The organism is Streptomyces sp. NPDC005485 (assembly GCF_040606085.1).
In the GTDB taxonomy this organism is placed as follows: Bacteria; Actinomycetota; Actinomycetes; order Streptomycetales; family Streptomycetaceae; genus Streptomyces.
This window is the reverse complement of the sequence record NZ_JBEXDZ010000045.1, coordinates 35,540-59,379: the sequence shown is the minus strand read 5'-3', so window position 1 is coordinate 59,379 and position 23,840 is coordinate 35,540. Positions and strand designations below refer to the sequence as shown.

The 23,840-nt window shown below is 70.5% G+C and carries 20 protein-coding genes; 12 read left to right on the top strand and 8 right to left on the bottom strand.

Annotated elements, in window-relative coordinates; translation table 11 throughout:
• Positions 1 to 53: 53 nt before the first annotated feature.
• The 3 genes from ABZS97_RS17630 to ABZS97_RS17620 form a co-directional block, all read right to left on the bottom strand.
• Positions 54 to 1,511, bottom strand: a complete 1,458-nt coding sequence (locus tag ABZS97_RS17630; protein WP_356138697.1) for an FG-GAP-like repeat-containing protein — start codon at positions 1,509 to 1,511, stop codon at positions 54 to 56.
• A 165-nt stretch (positions 1,512 to 1,676) separates the two neighbouring features.
• Entirely contained in the window at positions 1,677 to 2,801 is a 1,125-nt protein-coding gene (locus ABZS97_RS17625) for an FAD-dependent oxidoreductase (RefSeq protein ID WP_356138695.1), read from the bottom strand.
• A gap of 33 nt (positions 2,802 to 2,834) precedes the next feature.
• Complete coding sequence (locus ABZS97_RS17620; RefSeq protein WP_356138693.1) at positions 2,835 to 3,278, bottom strand: ATP-binding protein; 444 nt, start codon at positions 3,276 to 3,278, stop codon at positions 2,835 to 2,837.
• 167 nt (positions 3,279 to 3,445) lie between these two features.
• Here ABZS97_RS17620 and ABZS97_RS17615 point away from each other — a divergent pair, with 167 nt between their 5' ends.
• Positions 3,446 to 4,306 carry a helix-turn-helix transcriptional regulator gene (locus tag ABZS97_RS17615; RefSeq protein WP_356138688.1) on the top strand — a complete coding sequence of 287 codons (861 nt, stop codon included), beginning with the start codon at positions 3,446 to 3,448 and terminating at the stop codon, positions 4,304 to 4,306.
• Positions 4,303 to 4,488 carry a DUF397 domain-containing protein gene (locus ABZS97_RS17610; protein ID WP_356138685.1) on the top strand — a complete coding sequence of 62 codons (186 nt, stop codon included), beginning with the start codon at positions 4,303 to 4,305 and terminating at the stop codon, positions 4,486 to 4,488. The genes ABZS97_RS17615 and ABZS97_RS17610 overlap by 4 nt, the downstream gene beginning before the upstream one ends.
• A gap of 72 nt (positions 4,489 to 4,560) precedes the next feature.
• Here ABZS97_RS17610 and ABZS97_RS17605 read toward each other — a convergent pair whose 3' ends face one another.
• Positions 4,561 to 5,664, bottom strand: a complete 1,104-nt coding sequence (locus tag ABZS97_RS17605; RefSeq protein ID WP_356138683.1) for a hypothetical protein — start codon at positions 5,662 to 5,664, stop codon at positions 4,561 to 4,563.
• A gap of 242 nt (positions 5,665 to 5,906) precedes the next feature.
• Here ABZS97_RS17605 and ABZS97_RS17600 point away from each other — a divergent pair, with 242 nt between their 5' ends.
• The 5 genes from ABZS97_RS17600 to ABZS97_RS17580 all read left to right on the top strand — a co-directional run bounded on the left by ABZS97_RS17600 (position 5,907) and on the right by ABZS97_RS17580 (position 11,548).
• Entirely contained in the window at positions 5,907 to 7,352 is a 1,446-nt protein-coding gene (locus ABZS97_RS17600) for a glyceraldehyde-3-phosphate dehydrogenase (RefSeq protein ID WP_356138681.1), read from the top strand.
• 154 nt (positions 7,353 to 7,506) lie between these two features.
• On the top strand, positions 7,507 to 8,574 hold the full coding sequence (locus tag ABZS97_RS17595; protein WP_356138679.1) for a glucose-1-phosphate thymidylyltransferase: 1,068 nt from the start codon (positions 7,507 to 7,509) through the stop codon (positions 8,572 to 8,574).
• Positions 8,571 to 9,581 (top strand): dTDP-glucose 4,6-dehydratase, encoded by a 1,011-nt coding sequence (rfbB, locus tag ABZS97_RS17590; RefSeq protein WP_356138677.1) that lies wholly within the window; start codon positions 8,571 to 8,573, stop codon positions 9,579 to 9,581. Before ABZS97_RS17595 ends, rfbB begins: the two co-directional genes overlap by 4 nt.
• Positions 9,578 to 10,459: a dTDP-4-dehydrorhamnose reductase gene (rfbD, locus tag ABZS97_RS17585; protein ID WP_356138674.1), complete on the top strand. Its 882-nt coding sequence runs from the start codon at positions 9,578 to 9,580 to the stop codon at positions 10,457 to 10,459. The genes rfbB and rfbD overlap by 4 nt, the downstream gene beginning before the upstream one ends.
• 276 nt (positions 10,460 to 10,735) lie before the next feature.
• Positions 10,736 to 11,548, top strand: coding sequence for a class I SAM-dependent methyltransferase (locus ABZS97_RS17580; RefSeq protein ID WP_356138672.1), 813 nt, complete (start codon positions 10,736 to 10,738; stop codon positions 11,546 to 11,548).
• Positions 11,549 to 11,642: 94 nt separating this feature from the next.
• Here the strand turns inward: ABZS97_RS17580 and rfbC are convergent, their stop codons facing one another.
• The 3 genes from rfbC to ABZS97_RS17565 all read right to left on the bottom strand — a co-directional run bounded on the left by rfbC (position 11,643) and on the right by ABZS97_RS17565 (position 14,914).
• On the bottom strand, positions 11,643 to 12,251 hold the full coding sequence (rfbC, locus tag ABZS97_RS17575; protein ID WP_356138670.1) for a dTDP-4-dehydrorhamnose 3,5-epimerase: 609 nt from the start codon (positions 12,249 to 12,251) through the stop codon (positions 11,643 to 11,645).
• Positions 12,252 to 12,255: 4 nt separating this feature from the next.
• On the bottom strand, positions 12,256 to 14,241 hold the full coding sequence (locus ABZS97_RS17570; RefSeq protein ID WP_356138668.1) for a glycosyltransferase family 2 protein: 1,986 nt from the start codon (positions 14,239 to 14,241) through the stop codon (positions 12,256 to 12,258).
• A 94-nt stretch (positions 14,242 to 14,335) separates the two neighbouring features.
• Positions 14,336 to 14,914, bottom strand: a complete 579-nt coding sequence (locus ABZS97_RS17565) for a helix-turn-helix domain-containing protein (protein WP_356138665.1) — start codon at positions 14,912 to 14,914, stop codon at positions 14,336 to 14,338.
• Positions 14,915 to 15,177: 263 nt separating this feature from the next.
• Here ABZS97_RS17565 and ABZS97_RS17560 point away from each other — a divergent pair, with 263 nt between their 5' ends.
• From ABZS97_RS17560 to ABZS97_RS17545, 4 genes are all read left to right on the top strand, one after another.
• On the top strand, positions 15,178 to 16,632 hold the full coding sequence (locus tag ABZS97_RS17560; RefSeq protein WP_356138663.1) for an MFS transporter: 1,455 nt from the start codon (positions 15,178 to 15,180) through the stop codon (positions 16,630 to 16,632).
• 85 nt (positions 16,633 to 16,717) lie between these two features.
• Positions 16,718 to 17,473, top strand: coding sequence for a hypothetical protein (locus tag ABZS97_RS17555; RefSeq protein ID WP_356138661.1), 756 nt, complete (start codon positions 16,718 to 16,720; stop codon positions 17,471 to 17,473).
• A gap of 105 nt (positions 17,474 to 17,578) precedes the next feature.
• Positions 17,579 to 21,379 (top strand): choice-of-anchor D domain-containing protein, encoded by a 3,801-nt coding sequence (locus ABZS97_RS17550; RefSeq protein ID WP_356138659.1) that lies wholly within the window; start codon positions 17,579 to 17,581, stop codon positions 21,377 to 21,379.
• Between the two features lie 34 nt (positions 21,380 to 21,413).
• Positions 21,414 to 21,860 (top strand): hypothetical protein, encoded by a 447-nt coding sequence (locus tag ABZS97_RS17545; protein ID WP_356138657.1) that lies wholly within the window; start codon positions 21,414 to 21,416, stop codon positions 21,858 to 21,860.
• Between the two features lie 7 nt (positions 21,861 to 21,867).
• Here the strand turns inward: ABZS97_RS17545 and ABZS97_RS17540 are convergent, their stop codons facing one another.
• Positions 21,868 to 22,647 (bottom strand): CDP-alcohol phosphatidyltransferase family protein, encoded by a 780-nt coding sequence (locus ABZS97_RS17540; RefSeq protein WP_356138655.1) that lies wholly within the window; start codon positions 22,645 to 22,647, stop codon positions 21,868 to 21,870.
• A gap of 116 nt (positions 22,648 to 22,763) precedes the next feature.
• Between ABZS97_RS17540 and ABZS97_RS17535 the strand changes: the two genes are divergently transcribed.
• Complete coding sequence (locus ABZS97_RS17535) at positions 22,764 to 23,744, top strand: zinc-binding alcohol dehydrogenase (RefSeq protein ID WP_356138653.1); 981 nt, start codon at positions 22,764 to 22,766, stop codon at positions 23,742 to 23,744.
• Positions 23,745 to 23,840 lie beyond the last annotated feature (96 nt).

The window sequence follows — 23,840 nt, the reverse complement described above, 5'->3', positions numbered from 1 at the left end:
GGCGGCACCGGAGTCCTCCGGTGCCGCCCCTCCCCCGTTGTCTGTCTCCGTGTTCAGGAGCCCGACATGTTGTGCCCGAACATGGGGTCGTCCCCCGAGTTCCCGATGCCCACGGATGACACGCCGAAGCTCACCGCGCCGGTGGTCGTGACGCCTCCGGTGGCGCCGCGCAGGACCCAGACGGCGCCGTCGTCGCTGTTCTCGCCGCCCGCGCCCACCGACAGGTCGGCGCGGCCGTCCTTGTTGTGGTCGGCGAGGTGGACGGCGTCGCCGAACAAGTCCGACGACTCGTTGGAGCCCGGCACACCCGAGGTGCCCTGGTTGAAGGACTGGGCGCCGGTCCCGGTCAGGCCGGAGGAGCCGCCGCGCAGCACCCAGACGCTGCCGGTGTGGCTCGCGGAGCCGACGGACTCGAAGTTCGCGCCGACGGCGAGGTCCGGGTAGCCGTCACCGTTGACGTCGCCCGCGGCGAGTGCGCTGCCGAACGAGTCGTCGGACTCGTCCGCTCCCGGCACACCCGCGGTGTCCTGGGTGAAGACGCCGCTGCGCGCGGTGTCGACGCCGGCCGTGCCGCCGTAGAACACGGTGACGTAACCGCCCTTCGCCGTCTGGTTCGTGTCGGCGAGGGAGTCGGAGCCGACGACCAGGTCGTCGTGCCCGTCGTGGTCGAAGTCGGCCACGGTGAGCGCGTCCGCGTACCCTTCGCCCGCCTCGGTCTGCAGCGTGGGCCCGGTCGAGGCGCCGCGATAGACGAAGTTGCCCGCGGAGGACCCCACCACCAGGTCGTCCTTCCCGTCCTCGTCGAAGTCTCCGGCGGCGAGGTGGACGGCGCCCATGGGGTACGCGCCGGACTGGATCTGCGCGTCGAAGCGCAGCTTCCCGGCCGCGCCGCCGGACTTGGTGAAGCCGCCCTTGAAGATCCAGACGTCCTTGCCGGTGGAACCGACCGCCAGATCGGACTTCCCGTCACCGGTGAAGTCGCCGACCGCGAGGGACTGGCCGAACCGGTCGTGGCCCGAGGCGTTCGGGTCGCTGATCGACGTGCCGCCCGACAGACCGGACGAACCGCCCCACAGGACGGTGACGGAACCGCCGTCGACATCGCCGCTGACGTCCTCCAGCGGTGTGCCCACGACGAGATCGCCGTAGCCGTCGTTGTTGAGGTCGCCGTGGGCGAGTTCGGTGCCGAAGCGGTCGGAGGTCTCCGCGGTGCCCGGTACGCCGGAGGAGTTCTGCGATGTGGTCTTGTGGCGCGCGGCGCTGATACCGCTCGACGAGCCGTAGTTGACGACCACGGCGCCCGCCTTCGCCCTGCCGCCCGCGACGGCACCCGGAGCGCCGGTCGCCAGGTCGCGGTAACCGTCACCGTTGAAGTCGTCGGCGAGGCCCGAGGGGGCGGCACTCGCGCCGCCGGGCAGGGTGATGAGCAGGCCACCGGCCAGGGCGGCCGCGACGACGGTGGCGCCCAGGACGACGGGACGCCGGGAACGCTTGTGATGGGGCCGGGGCATGGATTCCTCTCCAGGACATACGTGCGGGCTCAGAGAAGACCTCTGACGAGGCTGAAGGGTTGTATGAGATCTGATGAGGCTGAAGGGGCGTATGGGAAAGGAGAGGTTCGGTGCCGGCGACGTGGCGCGCACGGCAATGATCGAGGGCGCTTCAGGAGCGGGGTGTCACGGGGCGAACCGCTCCGGGCGGAAGTCCGCGAGCAACTCGTCCCTCCGTCCGCTGACGATCTCCGCGGCGAGCAGCCGGCCGATGACCGGCCCGAGCGTGATGCCGCTGTGGGAGACGGCCTCGTAGTAGCCCGGCACGGACGGCACCGCTCCCACCGAGGGAAATCCGTCGGCCGGGATCGGCCGGTTCGCCACCCGTGTCCGTGCGATACGGGCGCTGTCGAGCGCGGGAACGACGCTCCGCGCCGATGCGTGGAGCAGCCGTGCGAGTTCCGCCGGCTCTGCGCCGGTGTCGATGAGTGCGTCGATCTCGCGGCTGTGGAGGACCATCGATGCGTCTCCGTCGGGACGGATCTCGATGTGAGGCGCGTGCATGGCCCGGTGAACCGGGACCTCAGCGCAGTCGATCCGGGTGATCACGCCGGGTTCCCGGCGCATCGGCAGGTCCCGTGCGACGAGCCCGGCGACATGGGAGGCGTCGGGCCCCGCCGCGTTCACGACGATGTCGACGTCGAGACGGCTCCCGTCGGAGAGAGCAACCGTCCGGACGCTTCCGTCGCCGCCGGTGCCGATGTCACGGACCGCGGTGCCGGGTCGGAGCTCGGCGCCGGACGCGACGGCCCGGCCGACCAGCCGGTCGACGAGGCGACGTCCGTGCACCCAGGCTTCGTCGGGGTAGAGGACGACCGGAACCTCGTCGGGCATCGCGAGAGCAGGTTCGAGGCGGCCTCTCACCTCGGCCCCTGTGCTCATCTCGACCCGGTAGCCCCAGCCGGCCAGCAGCTCGGCCCTCTCCAGGAGGTTCGCCTCCGCCGCGGGATCGTCGGTCCAGCGCAGGTGGCCGCCGGGATACCACCACGAGTCCGGCCCGATGGTCCCGGCGAGCTCACGGTGCGCCGCCATGCCCGCGACGTTGAGGTCGAAGTAGGACCTGCGCACGGTCTTGTTGCTGGCGTTGACCCACGAGAAGGACCAGTCGGTGACGCCTTCGCCCGGCCGCTGCGCGTCGATGAGGACCACGTCGGCGCCGTGCCGGGACAGGTTCCAGCCCACGCAGGCTCCGAGAACGCCCACTCCGATGACAGCGACACGTCCAGACCGCTTCTTGGACCCGATCCTCACGAACGCCCCCTTCCCTTCTTCCCGCCGGCCCAATCACCGGCCCTCGACGTCGAGTTCGGCCCAGACGATCTTGCCGCTCGGGGGGTACGGCTCGACACCCCAGCGGTCGGCAAGGGCGGCGACCAGGAGGAGGCCGCGGCCCGACTCGCTGTCCGGGGGAGCTTCGAAGTCCATTGAGAGGCACGGGAGTTGCTCGCCGCGTGCGTCGGTGACGGCGATGTGGAGTGTGCCGGTCGTCGCCACGAGTGCGAGGGCGAGCTTGAAGTCGCGGCCGTCCACGCGGCCGTGCAGGGCCGCGTTGGCAGCCAGTTCGGCGACGATCTGCTCGGCTCGTTCGGTCACGCCGGGTGGCACCGGCCAGGCGCGGAGGTGTTCGGCCGCGAGGAGCCGGGCGAGGCGGGCGCCGCGACGGGTGGAGGACAGGCGCTGCGCGAACGTGTGTGCGGTGGCGGGGAGTTGGGGAGTGGTGGCGTTCATGGGGCCACCGTGGCGGGCGTGCGGGTGCGTGTGCCAGAAGCGCGGCCCGTACGCTGCGTCAGCGTACGGGCACGTTGTGTGGACAGTACGTCGATCTTGCCGTCACTGTGGGTGCTGTTGAGCGCGGGGACGCAGCGCAGTACGTACGCACCTGGAGGTGGCCGCGTATGACGGACAGCACGGACAGTACTGACGTGACGGCTGGGGAGTGGGAGCGTGAGCCGGATCCCTCCGACAGTCTGCGGACCTTCGGGGCCGTCGTCCAGGCCCTCCGCGAGCACGCGGGGTTCAGCCGGGTCGAGTTCGGGGCGCGCGTGCAGTTCTCCAAACACACCGTGGAGTCCGTGGAGTTGGGGCGCCGCATGCCCGACGAGTCGTTCGTCGAGCGGGCGGAGGAAGCGCTCGGGAACACGGGTGCGCTGCGGAAGGCGGCGGCCCATCTGACGCGGGGCGAGCCGGGGCTCGCGGCCTGGTTCCGGCGGTGGGCCCGGCTGGAGAAGGTGGCGGTCAGCCTGTGTACGTACGAGTGCAGGCTGGTGCCGGGGCTGCTGCAGTCGGAGGAGTATGCGCGGGCGGTGTTCGACAACAGCATTCCTCCGTTGTCGGACGGGCAGTTGGAGGCCCAGGTCGCCGCGAGGCTGGAGCGGCAGAGGATGCTCGGCGAGCGGCCGAACGTACCGTTCAGCTTCATCGTCGAGGAGCACCTGCTGCGCCGAGGGCTCGGTGGGCGCGAGGTGACTCGGGGACTGCTCGACCACGTGCTGGAACTGACCGCCCCACGCAATGTGACGCTCCAAGTCATGCCGCTGGACGCCGAGTTCCATGCCTGCCTGGATGGTCCGGTGCGGCTTCTGGAGACGCCGGAGCGGCGGCGGCTCGCGTACTCCGAAGGGCAGCAGAACGGCCGTCTCATCACCGACGCGAAAGAGGTGAGCCTCCTCTATCAGTGCTATGACACACTGCGCTCGCAGGCCCTGAACCCCAAAGATTCGAGGGGTCTGCTGGAGCGACTGCGAGGAGAGCTATGAGCACGACGGAACTCGCCTGGTTCAAGTCCACCTACAGCGGCACCCAGGGCGACGACTGCGTGGAGGTCGCCGTCACCGAACAGGCCGTCCACGTACGGGACTCCAAGGATGTGACACGCCCTCACTTCGCTGTCGGGCGCGAAGGATGGTCGGGGTTCGTGGGGTTCGTGGCCGAGGGCTGAGCGGACGGCGTCCCGGCGGCGGCGCTGTCGCGCGCGCCGCCGGGATACCGGTGTGATGGGGAACGTGCGGCGTCAGGCGGAGTGCCAGCGGTTGCGGCCGTCGGAGCCGGGGCCGCAGACCATGGGGGTTCCCTTCGTGGTGACGCCGGTCGCTCCCTGCGGAGAGCAGAACGAGCCGGGGTGCACGGTGCCGACGCTGCTGCCGCCGGAGGAAGAGCCGCCGGACGAGGACGACGAGCCGCCGGTCGAACTGCCGCCCCCGGTCGTGCTGTTGCTGTCGCCGCTGTCGTAGTCGGGATCGTTGGCCGGGATCTTGTACGTCGTGTCCTTCGACGCCGGGCACTTCTTGACGAGGTCGGCGTCGGTCCACCGGCCCAGGTCGAGCTCGATCGTGGTGCTGGAAGCGACCTCTGCTTCCTTGCCCGGGGACTGGAAGCACACCCGCCACTCGTCGCCGTCCTCGGCGGCCTCCTTGGCGGTGGGAGCATCCAGGTCGAGGTAGACGTCGTCGAGCGTGACGAGGTCGAGGTCGATGCCGGCCCGCTTCAGATCCTTGACGGCCGTGTTGTAGGTGGCTCCCACGACCTTGGGCATCGTCGGCCACGGGAGCGGGCCGCCGTCCTTCTCGGGGCACGGCTCGCCCGTCTTGACGGCCGCGAAGTCGATGGTCTTCGCGGCTCCGTCGGCCTTCTGGAAACACACCGTCCATCCGGAGCGCAGGACGATCGTGCGATCGTCCTCGGCCGCGTCATGGCGAGCCGTGGTGAATCCGGCGGACCGCGCCTGCTTCTCCGACTCGTCCAGCGGCTTGCCGGAGTAGTCGGCGGCCTTGAGGGGCTTGGCGGCGGTCGGGGACGCGGCGACCTTGGCGCTCACATGGCCCTTGTCCTCCGCCCCCGCCTTGGCGTCGGACTTGTCCTTGCCGCTGTCGTCGAGCTGTCCGCCGAGGCCCGCGCCGATCGTCAGGAGCACGAAGGCCCCCACCATCGCGCCGATCTTGGCGAACCGGCGCCACGGCGACAGCATCCACACCGCCACCATGGCGGCGATCATCACGAAGAAACCGAGGGCGAAGCTGAACGCCCCGAGCACGGCGACCAGGGCGAGGAGGCCGAGCACGGCCGGCGTGGTTCTCCACCAGGGTCGGGACGGGGCGGGGGTGGTGTAGGGGTTCACGTGGCGCTCTTGCTCCTCAGTGGGCGTGGGTACATAGAGCGGACAGCGAACGGGTGAAGAAGGTTGCACGATTCTGTGGCGAAAATGTGTGTGACCGAAGCGAAGCGGTACGGGTGCTACCGCTGTGCCGGGTCTGCCCGGGCGGGCGCGCGGCCCCTCGCGTCCCCCGTTCGGAGCCCCCTGAGGGATCGAATTCAAGCCGGGTTACCATATGAGCGCCGCCTAGCTCGAAAGATAAATCTGTGACTGTCAATGACGACTCGTTCACCGACTGGAAGACCCGCGAGGAGATCGCGGAGTCGATGATCCCGATCATCGGGAAGCTGCACCGGGAGGGGGACGTCACGGTCCTGCTGCACAGCCGCTCCCTGGTGAACAAGTCCGTGGTCAGCATCCTCAAGACCCACCGATTCGCCCGGCAGATCGACGGTGAGGAGCTCTCGGTCGTCGAGACACTGCCGTTCCTCAACGCTCTCACCACCCTCGACCTCGGCCCGTCCCAGGTCGACATCGGCATGCTCGCCGCGACCTACAAGGCCGACGACCACGGCCTCTCGGTCGAGGAGTTCACGGCCAGGGCCGTTGCCGGTGCCACGGGTGCCAACAAGATCGAGCGGCGTGAGCCGCGCGACGTGGTCCTCTACGGCTTCGGCCGCATCGGCCGCCTCGTCGCGCGCCTGCTCATCGAGAAGACCGGCTCCGGCAACGGCCTGCGGCTGCGCGCCATCGTCGTCCGCCAGGGCGGCGACCAGGACATCGTGAAGCGCGCCTCGCTGCTGCGCCGCGACTCCATCCACGGCCAGTTCCAGGGCACGATCACCGTCGACGAGGCGAACAGCACGATCGTCGCCAACGGCAACGAGATCAAGGTGATCTACGCGAACGACCCCTCCGAGGTCGACTACACCGCGTACGGCATCAACGACGCCATCCTCATCGACAACACCGGCAAGTGGCGTGACCGCGAGGGTCTTTCGCAGCACCTGCGCCCCGGCATCGACAAGGTCGTGCTGACCGCGCCCGGCAAGGGCGACGTCCCCAACATCGTGCACGGTGTCAACCACGACACCATCAAGCCGGACGAGCAGATCCTGTCCTGCGCGTCCTGCACGACCAACGCGATCGTCCCGCCGCTGAAGGCGATGGCGGACGAGTACGGCGTCCTGCGCGGTCACGTGGAGACGGTGCACTCGTTCACCAACGACCAGAACCTGCTGGACAATTACCACAGCGCCGACCGCCGCGGCCGCTCGGCACCGCTCAACATGGTCATGACGGAGACCGGTGCCGCCTCCGCCGTCGCCAAGGCGCTGCCCGACCTCAAGGCGCCCATCAGCGGCAGCTCGATCCGCGTCCCGGTGCCGGACGTCTCCATCGCGATCCTCAGCCTGCGCCTCGGGCGCGAGACCACCCGCGAGGAGGTCCTCGACCACCTGCGCGAGGTGTCGCTGACCTCGCCGCTGAAGCGTCAGATCGACTTCACCACCGCCCCCGACGCGGTGTCGAGCGACTTCATCGGCTCGCGCCACGCCTCGATCGTCGACGCCGGAGCCACCAAGGTCGACGGCGACAACGCGATCCTCTACCTCTGGTACGACAACGAGTTCGGCTACTCCTGCCAGGTCGTCCGCGTCGTCCAGCACGTCTCCGGGGTGGAGTACCCGACGTACCCGGCGCCGGCGGTCTGATCCCACCGGCCCGTTCCCGGCCTGTTCCGCCGCCCGAGCACCGGCAGCGGGACAGGCCGTACGATTTCGTCGCCGAAGCCCCAGGTGGACCGTGATCGCACAGAAGTAGAGCAATCAATGTCCGTCCTGGACGATCACGGCTAGGGTGAGCCAAATGAAGGCTCTCGTGCTCTCCGGTGGCGCCGGTACGCGCTTGAGGCCGATTACGCATACCTCGGCCAAACAGCTCGTACCCGTGGCGAACAAAGCTGTGCTGTTCTACGGACTCGAATCGATCGCGGCGGCGGGAATCACCGAAGTCGGTGTGATCGTCGGTGACACCGCCGCCGAGATCCAGGAGGCGGTCGGCGACGGATCGAAGTTCGGTCTGGAGGTCACCTACATCCCCCAGGAGCGGCCCCTCGGGCTGGCCCACGCCGTGCTGATCGCCCAGGACTACCTGGGTGACGACGACTTCGTGATGTACCTCGGTGACAACTTCATCATCGGCGGCATAACCTCCATCGTCGACGACTTCCGCCGGCACCGGCCGGATGCGCAGATCCTGCTCACGCACGTCCCCGACCCCCGCGCCTTCGGTGTCGCCGAGCTCGACCCGTCCGGCCAGGTGGTCGGCCTGGAGGAGAAGCCGGAGCACCCCAAGAGCGACCTCGCCCTCGTCGGGGTCTACCTGTTCACGCCGGTCATCCATGACGCCGTACGCGCCATCGAGCCCTCCTGGCGCGGCGAGCTGGAGATCACGCACGCCATCCAGCACCTGATCGACACCCGCGCCGACGTCCGCTCCACGCTCATCAAGGGCTACTGGAAGGACACGGGCAACGTCACCGACATGCTCGAGGTCAACCGCACGGTCCTGGAGACCCTGGAGCCCCGCATCGACGGCGAGGTCGACGAGGCGTCCGAGACCATAGGACGGGTGGTGATCGAGGAGGGCGCCAAGATCACGGACTCGCGGATCGTCGGACCCGTCGTCATCGGCGCCGGGACCGTCGTCAGCCACTCCTACGTCGGGCCCTTCACCTCCATCGCGGAGAACTGCCGGATCACGGACAGTGAGCTGGAGTTCTCCATCGTGCTGCGGGAATCCTCGATCGACGGGGTGGGCAGGATCGAGTCCTCGCTGATCGGCCGGCATGTCGAGGTGACCCCGGCGCCCGGTGTTCCCAGTGCCCACCGACTCGTTCTCGGAGACCACAGCGAGGTGCGCATCCGTTCATGAATCTTCTCGTCACCGGCGCAGCCGGGTTCATCGGCTCCACATACGTCCGCTCGTTGCTCGCCTCGGACGCGCCCGACGCGCCGCGTATCACCGTGCTCGACAAGCTCACCTACGCGGGCACCCTGGACAACCTGCCCGTCGACCACCCCCGCCTGGAGTTCGTCCGCGGCGACATCCGCGACGCCGAACTGGTCGACAAACTCATGGCCGAGGCGGACCAGGTGGTCCACTTCGCGGCCGAGTCCCATGTGGACCGGTCCATCGAGGGCGCGAGCGACTTCGTCCAGACGAACGTCGTGGGCACGCAGACACTGCTGGACGCGGCCCTGCGCTACCGGGTGGGCCCCTTCGTGCACATCTCCACCGACGAGGTCTACGGCTCCATCGAGTCCGGCTCCTGGCCGGAGGAGCACCCGCTGCAGCCCAACTCCCCGTACTCCGCGTCCAAGGCCTCCTCCGACCTGCTCGCCCTCGCCTACCACCGCACCCACGGCCTGGACGTGCGGGTCACCCGCTGCTCCAACAACTACGGCCCGCACCAGTTCCCCGAGAAGGTCATCCCGCTCTTCATCAGCAACCTCCTCGACGGAAAGAAGGTCCCGCTCTACGGCGAGGGCCTGAACGTCCGTGACTGGCTGCACGTCGAGGACCACTGCCAGGGCGTCGACCTGGTGCGCACCGCGGGCCGCCCCGGCGAGGTGTACAACATCGGCGGCGGTACCGAGCTGAGCAACAGGGAACTCACCGGCCTGCTCCTCGACTCCTGCGGGGCGGACTGGGACCGCGTCGAGCACGTCGAGGACCGCAAGGGCCACGACCTGCGCTACTCCGTCGACTGGAGCAAGATCCGCGACGAGCTCGGCTACCGCCCGCGCCACGACTTCACGGCCGGCCTCGCCGAGACCGTCGCCTGGTACCGGGACAACCGGGCCTGGTGGGAGCCGCTGAAGCGGCGCGTCGACCAGGAGAACGGTGGCGCCGCGCGGCAGGGCAAGGAGCGCGCATGAGGTGGCTCGTCACCGGAGCGGGCGGCATGCTCGGCCGGGACGTCGTCGAGGAGCTGGCCGGGCGTGGCGAGGACGTCGTGGGCCTTGACCGCACCGCGCTCGACATCACCCGTTCGGAGGAACTCGACCGGGCATTCACCGAGCACCGTCCCGACCTCGTCGTGAACTGCGCCGCGTACACCGCCGTCGACGACGCCGAGAGCGACGAGGAGCGGGCGCTGCTGATCAACGGCGAGGGGCCGCGGCTCGTCGCCCGCGCCTGTGCCGTACACGGCGCGCGCCTGGTGCATGTCTCCACCGACTACGTCTTCGCGGGCGACGCCCGCAGCACCCCGTACCCGGAGGACCATCCGCCGGCCCCGCGCACGGCGTACGGCCGCACCAAACTGGCGGGGGAGCGGGCCGTGCTCGCGGAACTCCCCGGTGCGAGCGCCGTCGTGCGCACCGCCTGGCTGTACGGCGTCCACGGCGGGAACTTCGTCCGCACGATGATCGACCTCGAAGCCCGCCGTGACACCCTCGACGTCGTCGACGACCAGCGCGGGCAGCCGACCTGGAGCGCCGACGTCGCCACCCGTGTCGCCGACCTCGGTGCGAGGCTCGGCCGGGACGAGGGCGCGCACGGTGTCTTCCATGCCACCAGCTCCGGCGAGGCGACCTGGTGCGAGCTGGCCCGGGAGGTGTTCCGGCTCCTCGACGCGGACCCGGGACGCGTGCACCCCACCACCAGCGGGGCCTTCCCTCGCCCCGCGCCCCGACCCGCGTACAGCGTCCTCGGGCACGACAGGTGGTCGGAGATCGGTCTGCGGCCGCTGCGTGACTGGCGTACCGCCCTGCAGGAGGCAATGCCCCATATCCGCAAGGCGATTGCTTCGTGAAATCCGCGCCCGTTCGTTCGCCCTCTCCCGGCTGATCTCACGTGATCTGCCGGGAGACGGACGGATCGGGTGTCGGCCGTGGAGTTCGCTGTCCACGGACCCGACTTCGTCACTACGATGCTGCGCATGGCAGGTGAACGCGGCATGACGGTTTTCGTCAAGGGCCCGACGGGACGGCCCACTTGGGCGCACGAGGCCTTCCCGTTCGCCCGGCGCAGGCCCCGGCTGCCTGCGGCCTGCCGACCGTAAGTCGCTATGAAAGGAACCGTGCCCGCGATGTCGATGCGAGCAACCGTGAAGTCCGTGTTGGGCGAGAAGAACATGCGGGTACTGCGCCGGCTGAAAAGGCGCCTCTCCGGCAAGCCGGTCCAGGTGGCCAAGCCGACCGGACTCGATGCGATCTCCAACGATCTCAATAAACTTGCCGTGCATTTCAAGACGGACAAGTGGGGAACGCACCGATACACCCAGCACTACCAGCGCCATCTCCAGCACTTGAAGAACGACTCGTTCAACCTCCTGGAAATCGGGATCGGCGGATACAACCGGCCCGGCCAGGGTGGGGCATCGCTGCGTATGTGGAAGCAGTTCTTCCCGAAGGCGCAGATCTTCGGAATGGACATCCAGGACAAGTCATTCGTCGACGAGGAACGCGTCACGACGTTCATCGGCGACCAGTCCGACCCCTCGTCCCTGAACGCTGTCGCCGACAAGATCGGCGACCTCGACGTCATCATCGACGACGGCAGCCACCGCAGCCCGCACGTGCTCACGACGTTTGCCACGCTCTTCCCCCGGCTCAAGGACGGTGGCATCTACGCCGTGGAGGACACGCAGTCGTCGTACTGGCCCGAATGGATGGGCAGCGAGGACCGTGAGTCCCCGAACACCAGCATGGGAATGCTGAAGCGGCTGACGGACGGCCTGAATTACGAGGAATTCGTGGACGAGAACTACCAGCCGAGCTACACGGACCTCAACATCGTGGCCGTGCACTTTTACCACAACCTGGTGATTATCGAAAAGGGCCGGAACGCCGAAGGCACCAACAAGCGGAGCGCGTTGAAGAAGCGATACGCCAAGTCCTGACCCAGGATGCCGTGGTGGGGCGCGGGATGCCGCTCTCAGCGGTCGGACGCCGCCCGGCCGGTACCCGGTCGGACGGCGCCCCTTCCGTGCGGTGTCAGTCGCCGAGCCGTCCGGAGCGCAGCTTCTCGTAGTAGGCGGAGCACTCGTCGTACGAGGGCAGCAGTCCGGACCGCTCCGCCTCGGCCAGCGTCGGCGCCTGCGCGTCCTTCTCCGACAGCACCGGTTCGATGCCCTCCGGCCAGGCGATCGCCAGCTCCGGGTCGAGCGGGTGCACCCCGTGCTCGCGGCCCGGCGCGTAGCCCGTCGAGCACAGGTACGCCACGGTCGCGTCGTCGGTGAGCGCCATGAACGCGTGCCCGAGCCCCTCCGCGAGGAACACGGCGTGCCGGGTGTCGTCGTCCAGCCGCACCGCCTCCCAGCGCCCGAAGGTGGGCGAGCCGACGCGGATGTCGACCACCACGTCGAGGACCGCGCCGCGCACGCACGTCACGTACTTGGCCTGCCCGGGCGGCACGTCGGAGAAGTGCACCCCGCGCAGGACGCCCCGGCGGGAGACCGAGCAGTTGGCCTGGGCCAGCGACAGGTCGTAGCCGGTGGCCTCACGGAACTCCTCGCCGCGGTACCACTCGTGGAAGGTGCCCCGGTCGTCCGGGAACACCTTGGGCTCCAGTACCCAGGCGCCTTCGATGTCCAGTGATCGCACGCTGTCATGCCTTCCTTCGCAGTCGTGCCTTGAGTGTGGGGGCCACCTTCCCGAGCGCCGCGCCGACCATGCGCCGCAGGGTCCGGCGCGTCTTGCGGGCCAGCAGCCGTACGACACCGGGGCGGGGCGGCAGCACCAGGTGCACGCCGTCCGGCTCGCCTCGCAGGGCGACCGGCAGGGTGAGGAAGCGCGGCTCGCCGGCGTCCGGCGTGAGGCTCAGCGCGGGCCGCCAGGTGGTGCCCTTGAGCACGTCCATGGGCAGGGCTGCCTCCAGGAGTGCCCCGGGCCCGTCGGCGGCGGACAGCGTGCCGGTCGCCTCCACGGAGGTCCCGGACGCGGGGGCGGTCAGCCGCACCAGCGCCTTGGTGTCACCGGGGACGTACAGCGGCAGCGAAGCGCTGAAGCGGTCGCCGTGAGCCGTGATCTCCGCGGCTCCCAGGGTGCCGAGGCCGAGGCGCTTGCCCGCCCGGTCGACGTCCAGGGAGAAGTTGCCGTGCGCGGTCCAGTACGGCAGGACCACGCGGCCCGCGACGACTCCGGCGTGCCCGAGGGTGCGGCCCGGCCGCGAGCCAGGGCCCAGCCGGCATTCCTTGGTCCAGCCGCCGAGCTTCACGCGGACGTAGGCGTCCCAGAGGCCGCCGCCGAGCGGTGCGCCGCCCGACGCGACGGCCGGGTCGACGGTGGCGGTGGCGTGCAGCACCAGCCTTACGCGCCCTTCGGGCCCGTCCTGCGTCTTGACCGTCTCGTGGGTGATCTCCACCGGCTGGAAGAACTGGGCGGAGCTGGAGCGCTCGCGCATCACCAGGTCGGCGGTGGCCTTGCCGAAGCGGGCGACGGCGTCCGCACCGACCAGGGCGATGGCTTGAGCGACGTCCTCCGGCGGGCCGTCCAAGGCGGTGGGAGCACCGGAGGCGGGGAACGTCATCGGCGCCCCGCCGGAGGTGTACTCGGCGGTGAAGCCGACCCGGAGCGCGCCGTCGGCCCACTCCACGGTGCCCGGCACGGCCTTGGGTACGACGGCGGTCTCCCACTCGGCGTAGGCCACGACGTCGTCGAACCGGTCGGCGGCGATCAGGGCGGCGACGATCCGCTGCGTCGCCTGGAGCCCGGCCGTGACGCCGGGGCCGAAGCGCTCGACGACGACCCCGCGGATCTCGTCGAACAGCTCCTTGCGGTAGTCCTCGGGCAGGGCGAGCAGGCGGCGGCCGCGCATGCGCTGGACCATCTCCTCGCGCAGCCAGCGCCGGTAGAGGCGGTCGCGGACCGGGCCCGGTTCGGTGTAGCGCTCGACGACGTCGAGGGCCTCGCGGAGGTTCTTGAAGTAGCCCACGGGGTCGAAGCGCTGGAAGCCCGCGTTCGAGGCGTCGTCCCGCTTGAGGTGGTAGTAGCAGACGTAGTCGCTGAGCACGGAGACGTTGTCCGCGCGCAGGTACGCCTCGGTGACGAAGACGTGATCCTCCAGGCGCCGCCGGCCCTCGGGGAAGCGCAGGCCGATGCGGTCGAGGAAGGCGCGGCGGAGCATCTTGTGCGGGGTGAGGCTGTCGATCAGTGGCGTGTTCGCGACGGTGGCGCGCGGATGGTTGCGCCGGAAGAGCTCCACCGGAACCGGGCGGCCCTTGCCGGCCATCTTGCCCACGACGACGTCGGCGCCGTTGGCCACGCCGTAGTCGTACATCCGTTCAAGGGCTTCGTCGCCGAGGTAGTCGTCGTTGTCGACGAACATGACGAACTCACCCGTGCTGGCGGCGATGCCCACGTTGCGGGGCTTGCCCGACCAGCCGGAGTTCTCCTGGTGGATGACCCGGAAGTGGGAGTGCTCGGCGGCGAGTGCGTCCAGCCGGGCCGGCGTCCCGTCGGTCGAGCCGTCGTCCACGAAGACCGCCTCGAACTCGTCAGGAGGCAGTGACTGCCGCAGCAGCGAGTCGACGCAGTCCTCGATGTACGGACCCGGGTTGTAGACGGGAACAATCACGCTGACCTTGACCGGCATCCGGTTCCAAGACCCCCTTGAGTCGCTATCCGTTTCCGTAGTGGCACGGCGCGTATGTCCCGATACTAACTACGCCCGGGGCACAGGCGCTTGGTCAGCCCGCCGTGCGTACTCCGTCGAGGGCAACGGCCAGGACGCGGTCGCGCTGGGCGTCGGTGGGGAAGTTCGTCGCGGTGATGCCGGCGACCATCCGCAGGAGATCGTCGAACTCCATGTCCGCGCGCGCCCGGCCGGCCTGCTGCGCCCGCTCGAACAGCGGGCCACCCGCCTGGTACATCGAGTCCCGGCAGGCCTGGAAGATCTCCGACTCGTCGCTCAGCGCGTCGCGTACGGCCCGCTTGGTCACCATGTAGTCGGTGAAGCGGCGCAGCCAGGTGGTCAGTGCCTCCCACGGCTCCTTTACGGCGACCTCCTGCGCGAACCGGCACAGCGCGTTCACCTCGTCCGCGTACACGCTTTCGAAGAGGTGGCGGCGGGTCGGAAAATTCCGGTAAAGGGTGCCGATGCCGACTCCCGCGCGGCGGGCGACGTCCTCCAAGGACGCCTCTGATCCGTTCTCCGCGAACGCCTCGCGCGCCGCGGCCAGCAGGGCGTCGTAGTTGCGGGCGGCGTCCTTCCGGTGCGGGCGCTGGGACGCGACGATCTCACTGACGGGGAACGGCTGAGCCGTCACTGCTGCCTCCCGGGGCCGGAACGAGGTTGAAGTGGAGGTATGCCTCCGCTACAGTGGAGGGGTACCTCCACTTTACCAGTCGGGAGTGCGTCCCTCCGTGGATGCGTGCGGCCGCACGCATCGTCGACGCGCCCGTACCCCCGCTTCGAGCCCACCGGGCCGGGTGCCCTGCGGCCGTCCGTGCCGCCCGCTCCGCCCAGCCCGTACGACCGCGGCCCGCACGACCACGGCCGCACCCCGTTCGTATCCGGAGAGGCTTTTCCATGCCCCGCACCTCCACCCGCCTCACCTTCGCGGTCCTCGCGACCGGTGCAGGCGTGTTCTCCATGCTCCAGTCGCTGATCGCGCCCGCCCTGCCCACCGTGCAGCACGCGCTGCACACCTCGCAGTCCACCGCGACCTGGGTGATGACGGCCTACCTGCTGTCCGCCTCCGTCTTCACGCCCATCCTCGGCCGGGTCGGCGACCTGATCGGCAAGAAGCGCACGCTCGTCGCCGTACTGGTGACCGTGATGCTCGGCTGCCTGCTCGCCGCGCTCGCACCGACCATCGGCGTACTGATCGTCGCCCGCGTCGTCCAGGGCATCGGCGGCGCCCTCTTCCCGCTGTCCTTCGGCATCATCCGCGACGAGTTCTCCCCGTCCCGGGTGAGCCACAGCATCAGCAACCTGTCCGCCGTGATCGCCGCCGGAGGCGGTGTGGGAATCGTCGCGGCCGGCCCCATCGTGTCCGCGCTGGACTACCGATGGCTGTTCTGGCTCCCCGTGGGCGTCGTCGCAGCGACCACGCTGATCGCCCTGCGCTACGTCCCCGAGTCGCCCAACAGGGCCCAGGGGCACGTCAATTGGTCCGGCGCCGTCCTGCTGTCCGCCTGGCTGGTCGCACTGCTGCTGCCGCTCAGCCAGGCGAGCCGCTGGGGCTGGGGCTCCGGACGGGTGATCGGCCTGTTCGCCGCTGCCGTGGCGCTCTTCGCGCTGTGGCTGCTCGCCGAGGCCCGCTCCCGCACCCCGCTGATCGACCTGCGCATCATGCGGCTGCCCGCCGTGTGGACCACCAACACCGCCGCGCTGCTCTTCGGCGCCGGCATGTACGCGATCTGGTCCTTCCTCCCGGGCTTCGTACAGACGCCCAGCGCCGCCGGGTACGGCTTCGGCGCCAGCGTCACCGCGTCGGGGCTGCTCATGCTGCCGATGCTCGTCGCGATGTTCTTCTCGGGTGTCCTCAGCGGCCGCCTGGAGCCCGTCCTCGGCGCCAAGAAGCTGCTCACCAGCGGTGCCGCGCTCGGCGCGTTCGCCTGCGGCTTCCTGGCCGTGTGGCACGACGAGCAGTGGCAAGTGGCCTTCGCCGCAGGCGTGTTCGGCCTCGGCATCGGACTGGCCTTCGCCTCGATGGCCAACCTGATCGTGGGCAGTGTCCCGCCCGAGCAGACCGGGGCCGCCACCGGGATGAACGCCAACATCCGTACCATCGGCGGGTCCATCGGAGCCGCGGTGACCAGCGTCCTGGTGACCGGCCGGCTCCAGCCCTCCGGCCTGCCCCACGCCTCCGGCTACACCCACGGGTTCGCCCTGATGGCGGTGCTCTGCCTCGCCGCGGCGCTGGCGTCCCTGCTCGTACCGGCGCGCCGCTCGGGACGTATCACCGGTGCACCGCAGGCTTTTGACGACACATCACATGCGGCGCAGGCGAAGCCCGCGGCCTCGGCCGCGCAGAGCTGAGTGTGCCGCCGTGCGGGCCGCTGCATCTGTTGACGCAGCGCGGTCCACTGGCTAGCTTGCGGCGAGTTCTTGTCAGGGGGGACACATGAACCGATCGAGCTGGACCGCGGCGGGACTGGCCTGCGCCGGAGTGCTGTTGCTGGGGGCCTGCGGTGACGGCGACAGCGGGGACAAGGCCGCCGGGACGGCGACGCCGACGCCGACGCCGACGCCGTCCTCCACGGTGAAGGACTTCGGGTGTCTGGCCGGCAAGCAGCTCAAGGGCTCGGTGACCTTCAAGGACACCGAGGGCAACGATGTCGACGGCTACGAGACGGGCACCGGCAGCACCGCGGTCGTCCTGTCGCACATGCGGGGCACCGACGTCTGCTCCTGGGTCCCGGCCGCCGACGAACTCGCCGGTGACGGCTACCGCGTGCTCGCCGTCGACAGCAGCGGATCCGAGGTGCCGGAGATCGAGGGCGCCACCGCACGGCTGCGGGCCCACGGCGCGAAGAAGGTCATTCTGATGGGGGCCAGCAAGGGAGGCACCTCCTCGCTGGTCGCGGCCTCGACGATCAAGCCCAAGGTCGCGGCGGTCGTGTCGATCTCGGGTCCGGGTCTCTACAACAGCATGGACGCCACCGAGGCCGTACCGAAGCTGACCATGCCCGTCCTCTTCGTGGCGGCGAACGGCGACGGCCAGTTCGCCGACGACGCCAAGGAGATGGACAAACTGGCGAAGAAGTCCCGGGGCGAGAAGCTGGAGATGGTCTCCGGTGCCGCCCATGGCAACGACATCCTCAATTCGCAGCCGACTGTCTGGGCGGACGTCAAGGCGTTCCTCGCGAAGTACCGCTGACAGCCGTCGGCCCCTCTTGGCCCATCGGGATGAACAACGCCGGGTGCCCGGACGCGGATCATCCCAAAATCGGATCGGCCCGCCGACGATGATCGCCGGCGGGCCATGCCGGTCTCCGCCCTCGCGCCCTCACGTACCGAGGTGGAGATGTCGTTCCGTACGGCCAGCCCGCGCAGACCGGTGAACGACGGACCCCGCGCCAAGCGCCGACCGTCCGTCTCCGTGGCCGCGCTGCTGACGGGCTGTCTGCTGCTCGGCACGGGCGGCACGCTGCCGCTGCTCACGGCGGCCCCCGCCCGCGCGGCGGACGAGACGACCGTCTCCGTCGACTCCCTGCGCACCGGCTGGGACGCGAACGAACCCGGTCTCGCGCCCGCGCAGGTGTCGAGCTCCGACTTCGGGCAGCAGTTCTCCACCGCCGTCGACGGTCAGGTGTACGCGCAGCCGCTCGTCGCCGACGGGACCGTCGTCGCGGCCACCGAGAACGCCAAGGCGTACGGCCTCGATCCGGCGACCGGAAAGATCAACTGGACGAGGAACCTCGGCGCGCCCTGGCCGGCCTCGGCGATCGGCTGCGGCGACCTGGTGCCGAACTTCGGCGTGACCTCGACCCCCGTGTACGACCCGGCCACCAAGACCGTCTACCTCACCGCGAAGATCAACGACGGAGTGGATGCGAAGCACCCCAACTGGTACATCCACGCGCTCGACGCGGCCACCGGCGTCGAACGCAGCGGCTGGCCGGTGAAGGTGCAGGGCGCCCCGGTCAACGACCCCGGCCGCCCGTTCAACGCGTTCACCGCCGCCCAGCGCCCCGGCCTGCTGCTGATGGGCGGATCGGTCTACGCCGCCTTCGCCTCGCACTGCGACATCGGCCCCTACGTCGGCTATGTGCTCGGCGTCAGCACCTCGACCCGCAAGACCACCCTGTGGGCCACCGAGAACTCCTCCGCCAACGGCATGGCCGGCGTATGGATGAGCGGCGGCGGCCTGGTCTCCGACGGACCGGGCCGGATGTTCCTGTCCACGGGCAACGGCATCTCCCCGGCGCCCGGCCCCGGTGCGCAGCCCCCGGGGCAGCTCGCCGAGTCGGTGGTCCGCCTCGGCGTCAACAGCGACGGCACGATGTCCGCCCAGGACTTCTTCAGCCCCGCCAACGCCCCGACCCTCGACCAGAACGACACCGACCTCGGCTCCGGCGGACCGGTGGCCCTGCCCGGCCCGGTCTTCGGCACGGCCCAGCACCCGCGGCTGCTGGCCCAGATCGGCAAGGACGGCCGCCTCTTCCTCCTCGACCGCGACCACCTCGGCGGCCGCGGCCAGGGGCCCGGCGGCACCGACGGGGTGCTCGGCACCTTCGGACCGACCGAGGGCGTCTGGGGCCACCCCGCCGCGTACGGCGCGGAGGGCGGCTACGTCTACACGATCGGCAGCCGGGGCCCGCTGCGGGCCTTCGCATACGGCGTGAGCGGCTCGGGTCAGCCGTCCCTGACCAACACCGGTACCAGCACCGGGACCTTCGGCTACACCTCGGGCTCGCCCGTGGTCACCTCCACCGGCAGCACACCGGGCTCCGCCCTCGTCTGGGCGGTCTACGCGGACGGATCCAACGGCGCGGGCGCCCAGCTCCGCGCCTACGACGCCGTACCGGTCAAGGGAATCCTGAACCTGCGGTTCTCCGCCCCGATCGGCACCGCGTCCAAGTTCGCCGTGCCCGCGACCGACGGCGGACGCGTCTACGTCGGCACCCGGGACGGCCACATCCTCGCCTTCGGGCGCCCGTCCACCACCGCGCTCGGCGGCAGCCCGGTGGACCTCGGCAAGGTCGCCGTGGGCGGCACCGGGCAGGCCACCGCGACGGTGACGGCCACCAAGGACGTGACGATCACCGCGGTGAGCGCGCCCGCGGACAGCGCGTTCTCGGCGGCGCCCACGGGTCTGCCGGTCACGCTGCACGCGGGGGACACCTACGCGGTACCCGTGTCGTACGCGCCGACCGCGCCGGGGGCGGACAGCTCGGTCCTGACCTTCACCACCGACGCGGGCTCGGTCGGCCTCGGCCTCACTGGCTACGGAACCCGCCCCGGCCTCACTCCCTTCCCCTCCGCACTGGCCTTCGGCACGGTCGCCACCGGCACCGTGAAGACGCTGGGCGTCAGCTTCACCAACACCGGCACCGAGGCCGAGACGATCTCGGCGAGCAGTCCGCCGAACGCGCCCTTCGCCGCCGTGGGAACGCCCGCCGACGGCACGGTCGTCGAACCCCAGCAGTCCGTCACTGTTCAGGTGAGGTACGCGCCGACGGCCGCGGGCGACCACACCGGGACCCTCTCGGTCACCGGGCAGAACGGCACCGCGTCCGTGAGCATGACCGGCACGGCGGTGGTCGGCGAGGCGAGGCTGACGGTCACGCCGACGTCCACCGGCTTCGGGAGCGTGGCGGTCGGGAAGTCCCTCACCAAGACGTTCGACATCAGCAACACCGGCAACATCCCGCTCACCGTCACCAAGGCGGCACCGCCTGCGGCCCCCTTCCATGTGACCAACCCGCTCAGCGAGGGCCAGGTGATCGGCCCCGAGGACGTGGTGCACCAATCCGTCACCTTCTCCCCGACCGCCGTCGGTACGGCCACCGGCACCTACCAGCTCACCTCCGACGACGGCAGGGGCCCGCAGAACGAGACGCTCACCGGTACGGGCACCGCACCCGGCCGCGTCACCGCCCCCGCACCCGGAGCGGGCGGCTGGAAGCTCAACGGCTCCGCCCAACTCTCGGGCAACGACCTTCAGTTGACCCAGACGAGCGCCTCCCAGGCGGGCTCGGGAGTCTTCCCCGTCCCGGTGGCCACCGACGGTCTCAAGGCGGCGTTCACCACCGTCATCGGCGGCGGCAGCGGAGCCGACGGCCTCACCTTCGCCCTGCTGGACCCGGCCAAGGCCACGCCGAGCGCGCTCGGCGTCAACGGGGGCGGCCTCGGCTGGTCGGGCACGCCGGGCGTGGCGGTCACCTTCGACACCTTCCGCAACGGAACCGACCCGTCGTCGAACTTCGTCGGCATCGCCACCTCGGGAAGCGGCTCCACCCTCTCGTACGCGGCGACCACCACCGCCGTACCGCCGCTGCGCTCGGGCCCGCACGCCGTCGCCGTCTCCGTCTCCGGGAAGACCGTCACCGTCTCCATGGACGGCACACGCCTGCTCAGCACATCGGTGGCCGCACTGCCGCCGACGGCCCTGCTCGCCTTCACCGGCGCCAACGGCGGCAGGACCGACATCCACACCGTCCGCGACACCGTCATCACCGCGACGTCGTACGCGGTGGCGCCACCCGGACCCAACGGCTGGACCTACAACGGCTCCGCCGCCCTGTCCGGCACCGGCCTGTCGCTCACCAAGGCCGTCACGAACACCAGGGGGTCCGCCGTCCAGGGCACCGCTGTCCCCTCGGCCCGTCTGAAGGCCACGTTCACCGCCGCGATCGGCGGCGGCACCGGCGCCGACGGCCTGGCCCTGCTCCTGCTCGACGCCTCCAAGGCCACCCCCAAGTCACTCGGTTCGGGCGGCGGCGGCCTCGGCTACTCGGGTCTGCCCGGCCTCGCCGTCACGCTGGACACCCACCGCAACACCGGCGACCCGTCGTCGAACTTCGTCGCCGTCGCCACCGGCGGCACCGGCGCGAGCCTGCGCTACGCCGCCACCTCGACCGCCGTCCCCGCCCTGCGCACCGGCACCCACACCGTCGACGTGACCGCGACGACCACCGGGCACCTGCTGGTCGCCATCGACGGCACCCAGGTCATCGACACGGCGGTCACCCTGCCCCCGAACCTGCTGGTCGGCTTCGGCGGAGCCACCGGGGGCGCGACGGACAACCACACCGTGAGCGCCGTGAAGATCACTTACTGAGGTCCGCCGGACGGACCAGACGGAGGAGAACACCATGATCAAGCGTCGGCTGTCCGCATTCCTGCTGACGGTCGTCGCCGCGTCCGGCAGCGGACCCGCGGCGACGGCGGCTCCCGCACCCCCACCGCCGACCGTCATGGTCGCCGACACCGACACCATGGGCCGCGTCCTCACCGACCCGGACGGCCACACCCTCTACCGCTACGACGCGGAGACCAACGCGACCGTGGCCTGCCTCGGCTACTGCACGATCACCCGCAAGCCGCTCCTCGTCCCACTCGGCACGGAGCTGCGACTGCCGGACGGCATCGCCGGCACCCTGGGCGAAGTCACCCGCCCGGACGGCGGCGACCAGGTCACCTACGACGGCTCCCCGCTGTACCGGTTCACGGGGGACCGGGGGACGGCCGACACCAGCGGCGTGGACCTGGAGTGGCATGTGATCAGTCCCCGCACGGCAGGCACCGGGCAACTGCCCTGACGGGTGTTCAGCGGGCGTTCGCCATATGCCTGATCTGCTCCCTCGGCCTGTCCTCGGAGGGCACCGGCTGCTCGCTGCCGCGTACCGTCCACAGCCACCGCACGTCCCGGCCGAACGACCACGCGAGCGAACCCAGCGCCAGGGTCACCGCCCCGAGCGTCACCGCGTACGGGAAGAGCCCGGACGCCGCCACCAGCAGCAGGATCCCCTGGAACGCGGCCACCGTCTTGCGGGCCATGCTCGGCGGCAACTCGCCGTTCAGCCACGGCAGCACACGGGCCGCGGCCACGAAGGCATAGCGCATCAGGCCGATGGCGAGGACCCAGGGGCCCAGCGACATCGAGACGTAGACGCTGAGGACCAGGATCAGGAAGGCGTCGACCTCCATGTCGAAGCGCGCGCCGAGGGCCGAGGCGGTGCCGGTGCGGCGGGCCACCTTGCCGTCGACGCCGTCGAGGATGAGGGCGACGGCGGTCAGACCGACGAAGAGCGTGATGGGCGGTGAGCTCTCGAAGGAGTCCGCCACCAGGGCGGTGACGGCCCCGACGAGGATCGAGCGGCCGAGGGTGACACGGTTGGCGGGGCCGAAGGCGCGCGGCTGCGAGCGGCGCAGGGCGCGGTTCAGGACCGCCCAGGTGGCCAGGGCGAAGGCCACGCCCGTGAGCCAGCCCGCGGGTCCCATCCCGATCGCCGTGCCCAGCAGGGCGAGGAGCAGAAGCTGCGCGCCCGCGCCCGCTGCCGTTTCCTGGTGGAAGAGCCGCGCGTCGTACGTGTTGTGCAGGGCCACCGAACATCCTCCGGCCGTATGACAAATTCGATCATCGCCGCGTACCGTGTGCGCGGCTCGTCAAAGCTTCATAGCTCCGTACGTGCAGAAATCCCCGATCGTTCAGGAGGACGCCCATGGAGCGCACCGCCCGAGCCTTCTGGCTCCGGTCGCCCGGCCACGGTGAGATCCGGGACGTCGTGATTCCGCGGCCCGCCGACGGAGAGGTGCTCGTGCGCGCGCTCTGCTCCGGGGTGAGCCGCGGCACGGAGACCCTGGTCTTCCGCGGCGGCGTACCGGAGAGCCAGCATGCTGTGATGCGTGCACCGTTCCAGGACGGCGATTTCCCGGCGCCCGTGAAATACGGCTATCTCAGCGTCGGCCGAGTGGAGGAAGGACCCGCCGAACTCGTCGGACGGACCGTCTTCTGCCTCTACCCGCATCAGACGCGTTACGTCGTCCCGGTCAGCGCCGTGACCGTGGTGCCCGACAGCGTGCCCGCCGCGCGTGCCGTGCTCGCCGGGACAGTGGAGACCGCCGTCAATGCCCTGTGGGACGCGGCGCCGCTCATCGGCGACCGCATCGCCGTGGTGGGGGGCGGAATGGTCGGATGCTCCGTCGCCGCCCTGCTCGGGCGGTTCCCCGGGGTGCGCGTCCAGCTCGTCGACGCGGACCCCTCGCGACGCGACATCGCGCGGGCGCTCGGCATCGACTTCGCCCTGCCCGAGGAGGCCCTCGGCGACTGCGACCTCGTCGTGCACGCCAGCGCCACCGAGGCCGGGCTCGCCCGGTCGCTGGAGCTGCTGCGCCCCGAGGGCACCGTCCTGGAACTGAGCTGGTACGGCGACCGGCGCGTCAGCCTGCCGCTCGGCGAGGCCTTCCACTCCCGGCGCCTGGTCGTCCGCAGCAGCCAGGTGGGCGCCGTCTCCCCGGCCCGGCGCGACAGCCGCACCTACGCCGACCGGCTCGCCCTCGCCCTCGAACTGCTCGCCGAACCCGCGTTCGACGCACTGGTCACCGGCGAGTGCCGCTTCGAGGAGCTCCCGGAGGCGATGGCGCGGCTCACCGCGGGCGAGATACCCGGCTTGTGTCACCGCGTGCTGTACGCCCCCGCCTGACCTCCCGCACCACCCTGCCTGACCTCCGAAATTAGGAGAACCGGCAGCTGAACAAGGAGAAGCTGGGAGCCGTACTACACGACACGGCATGCCCCG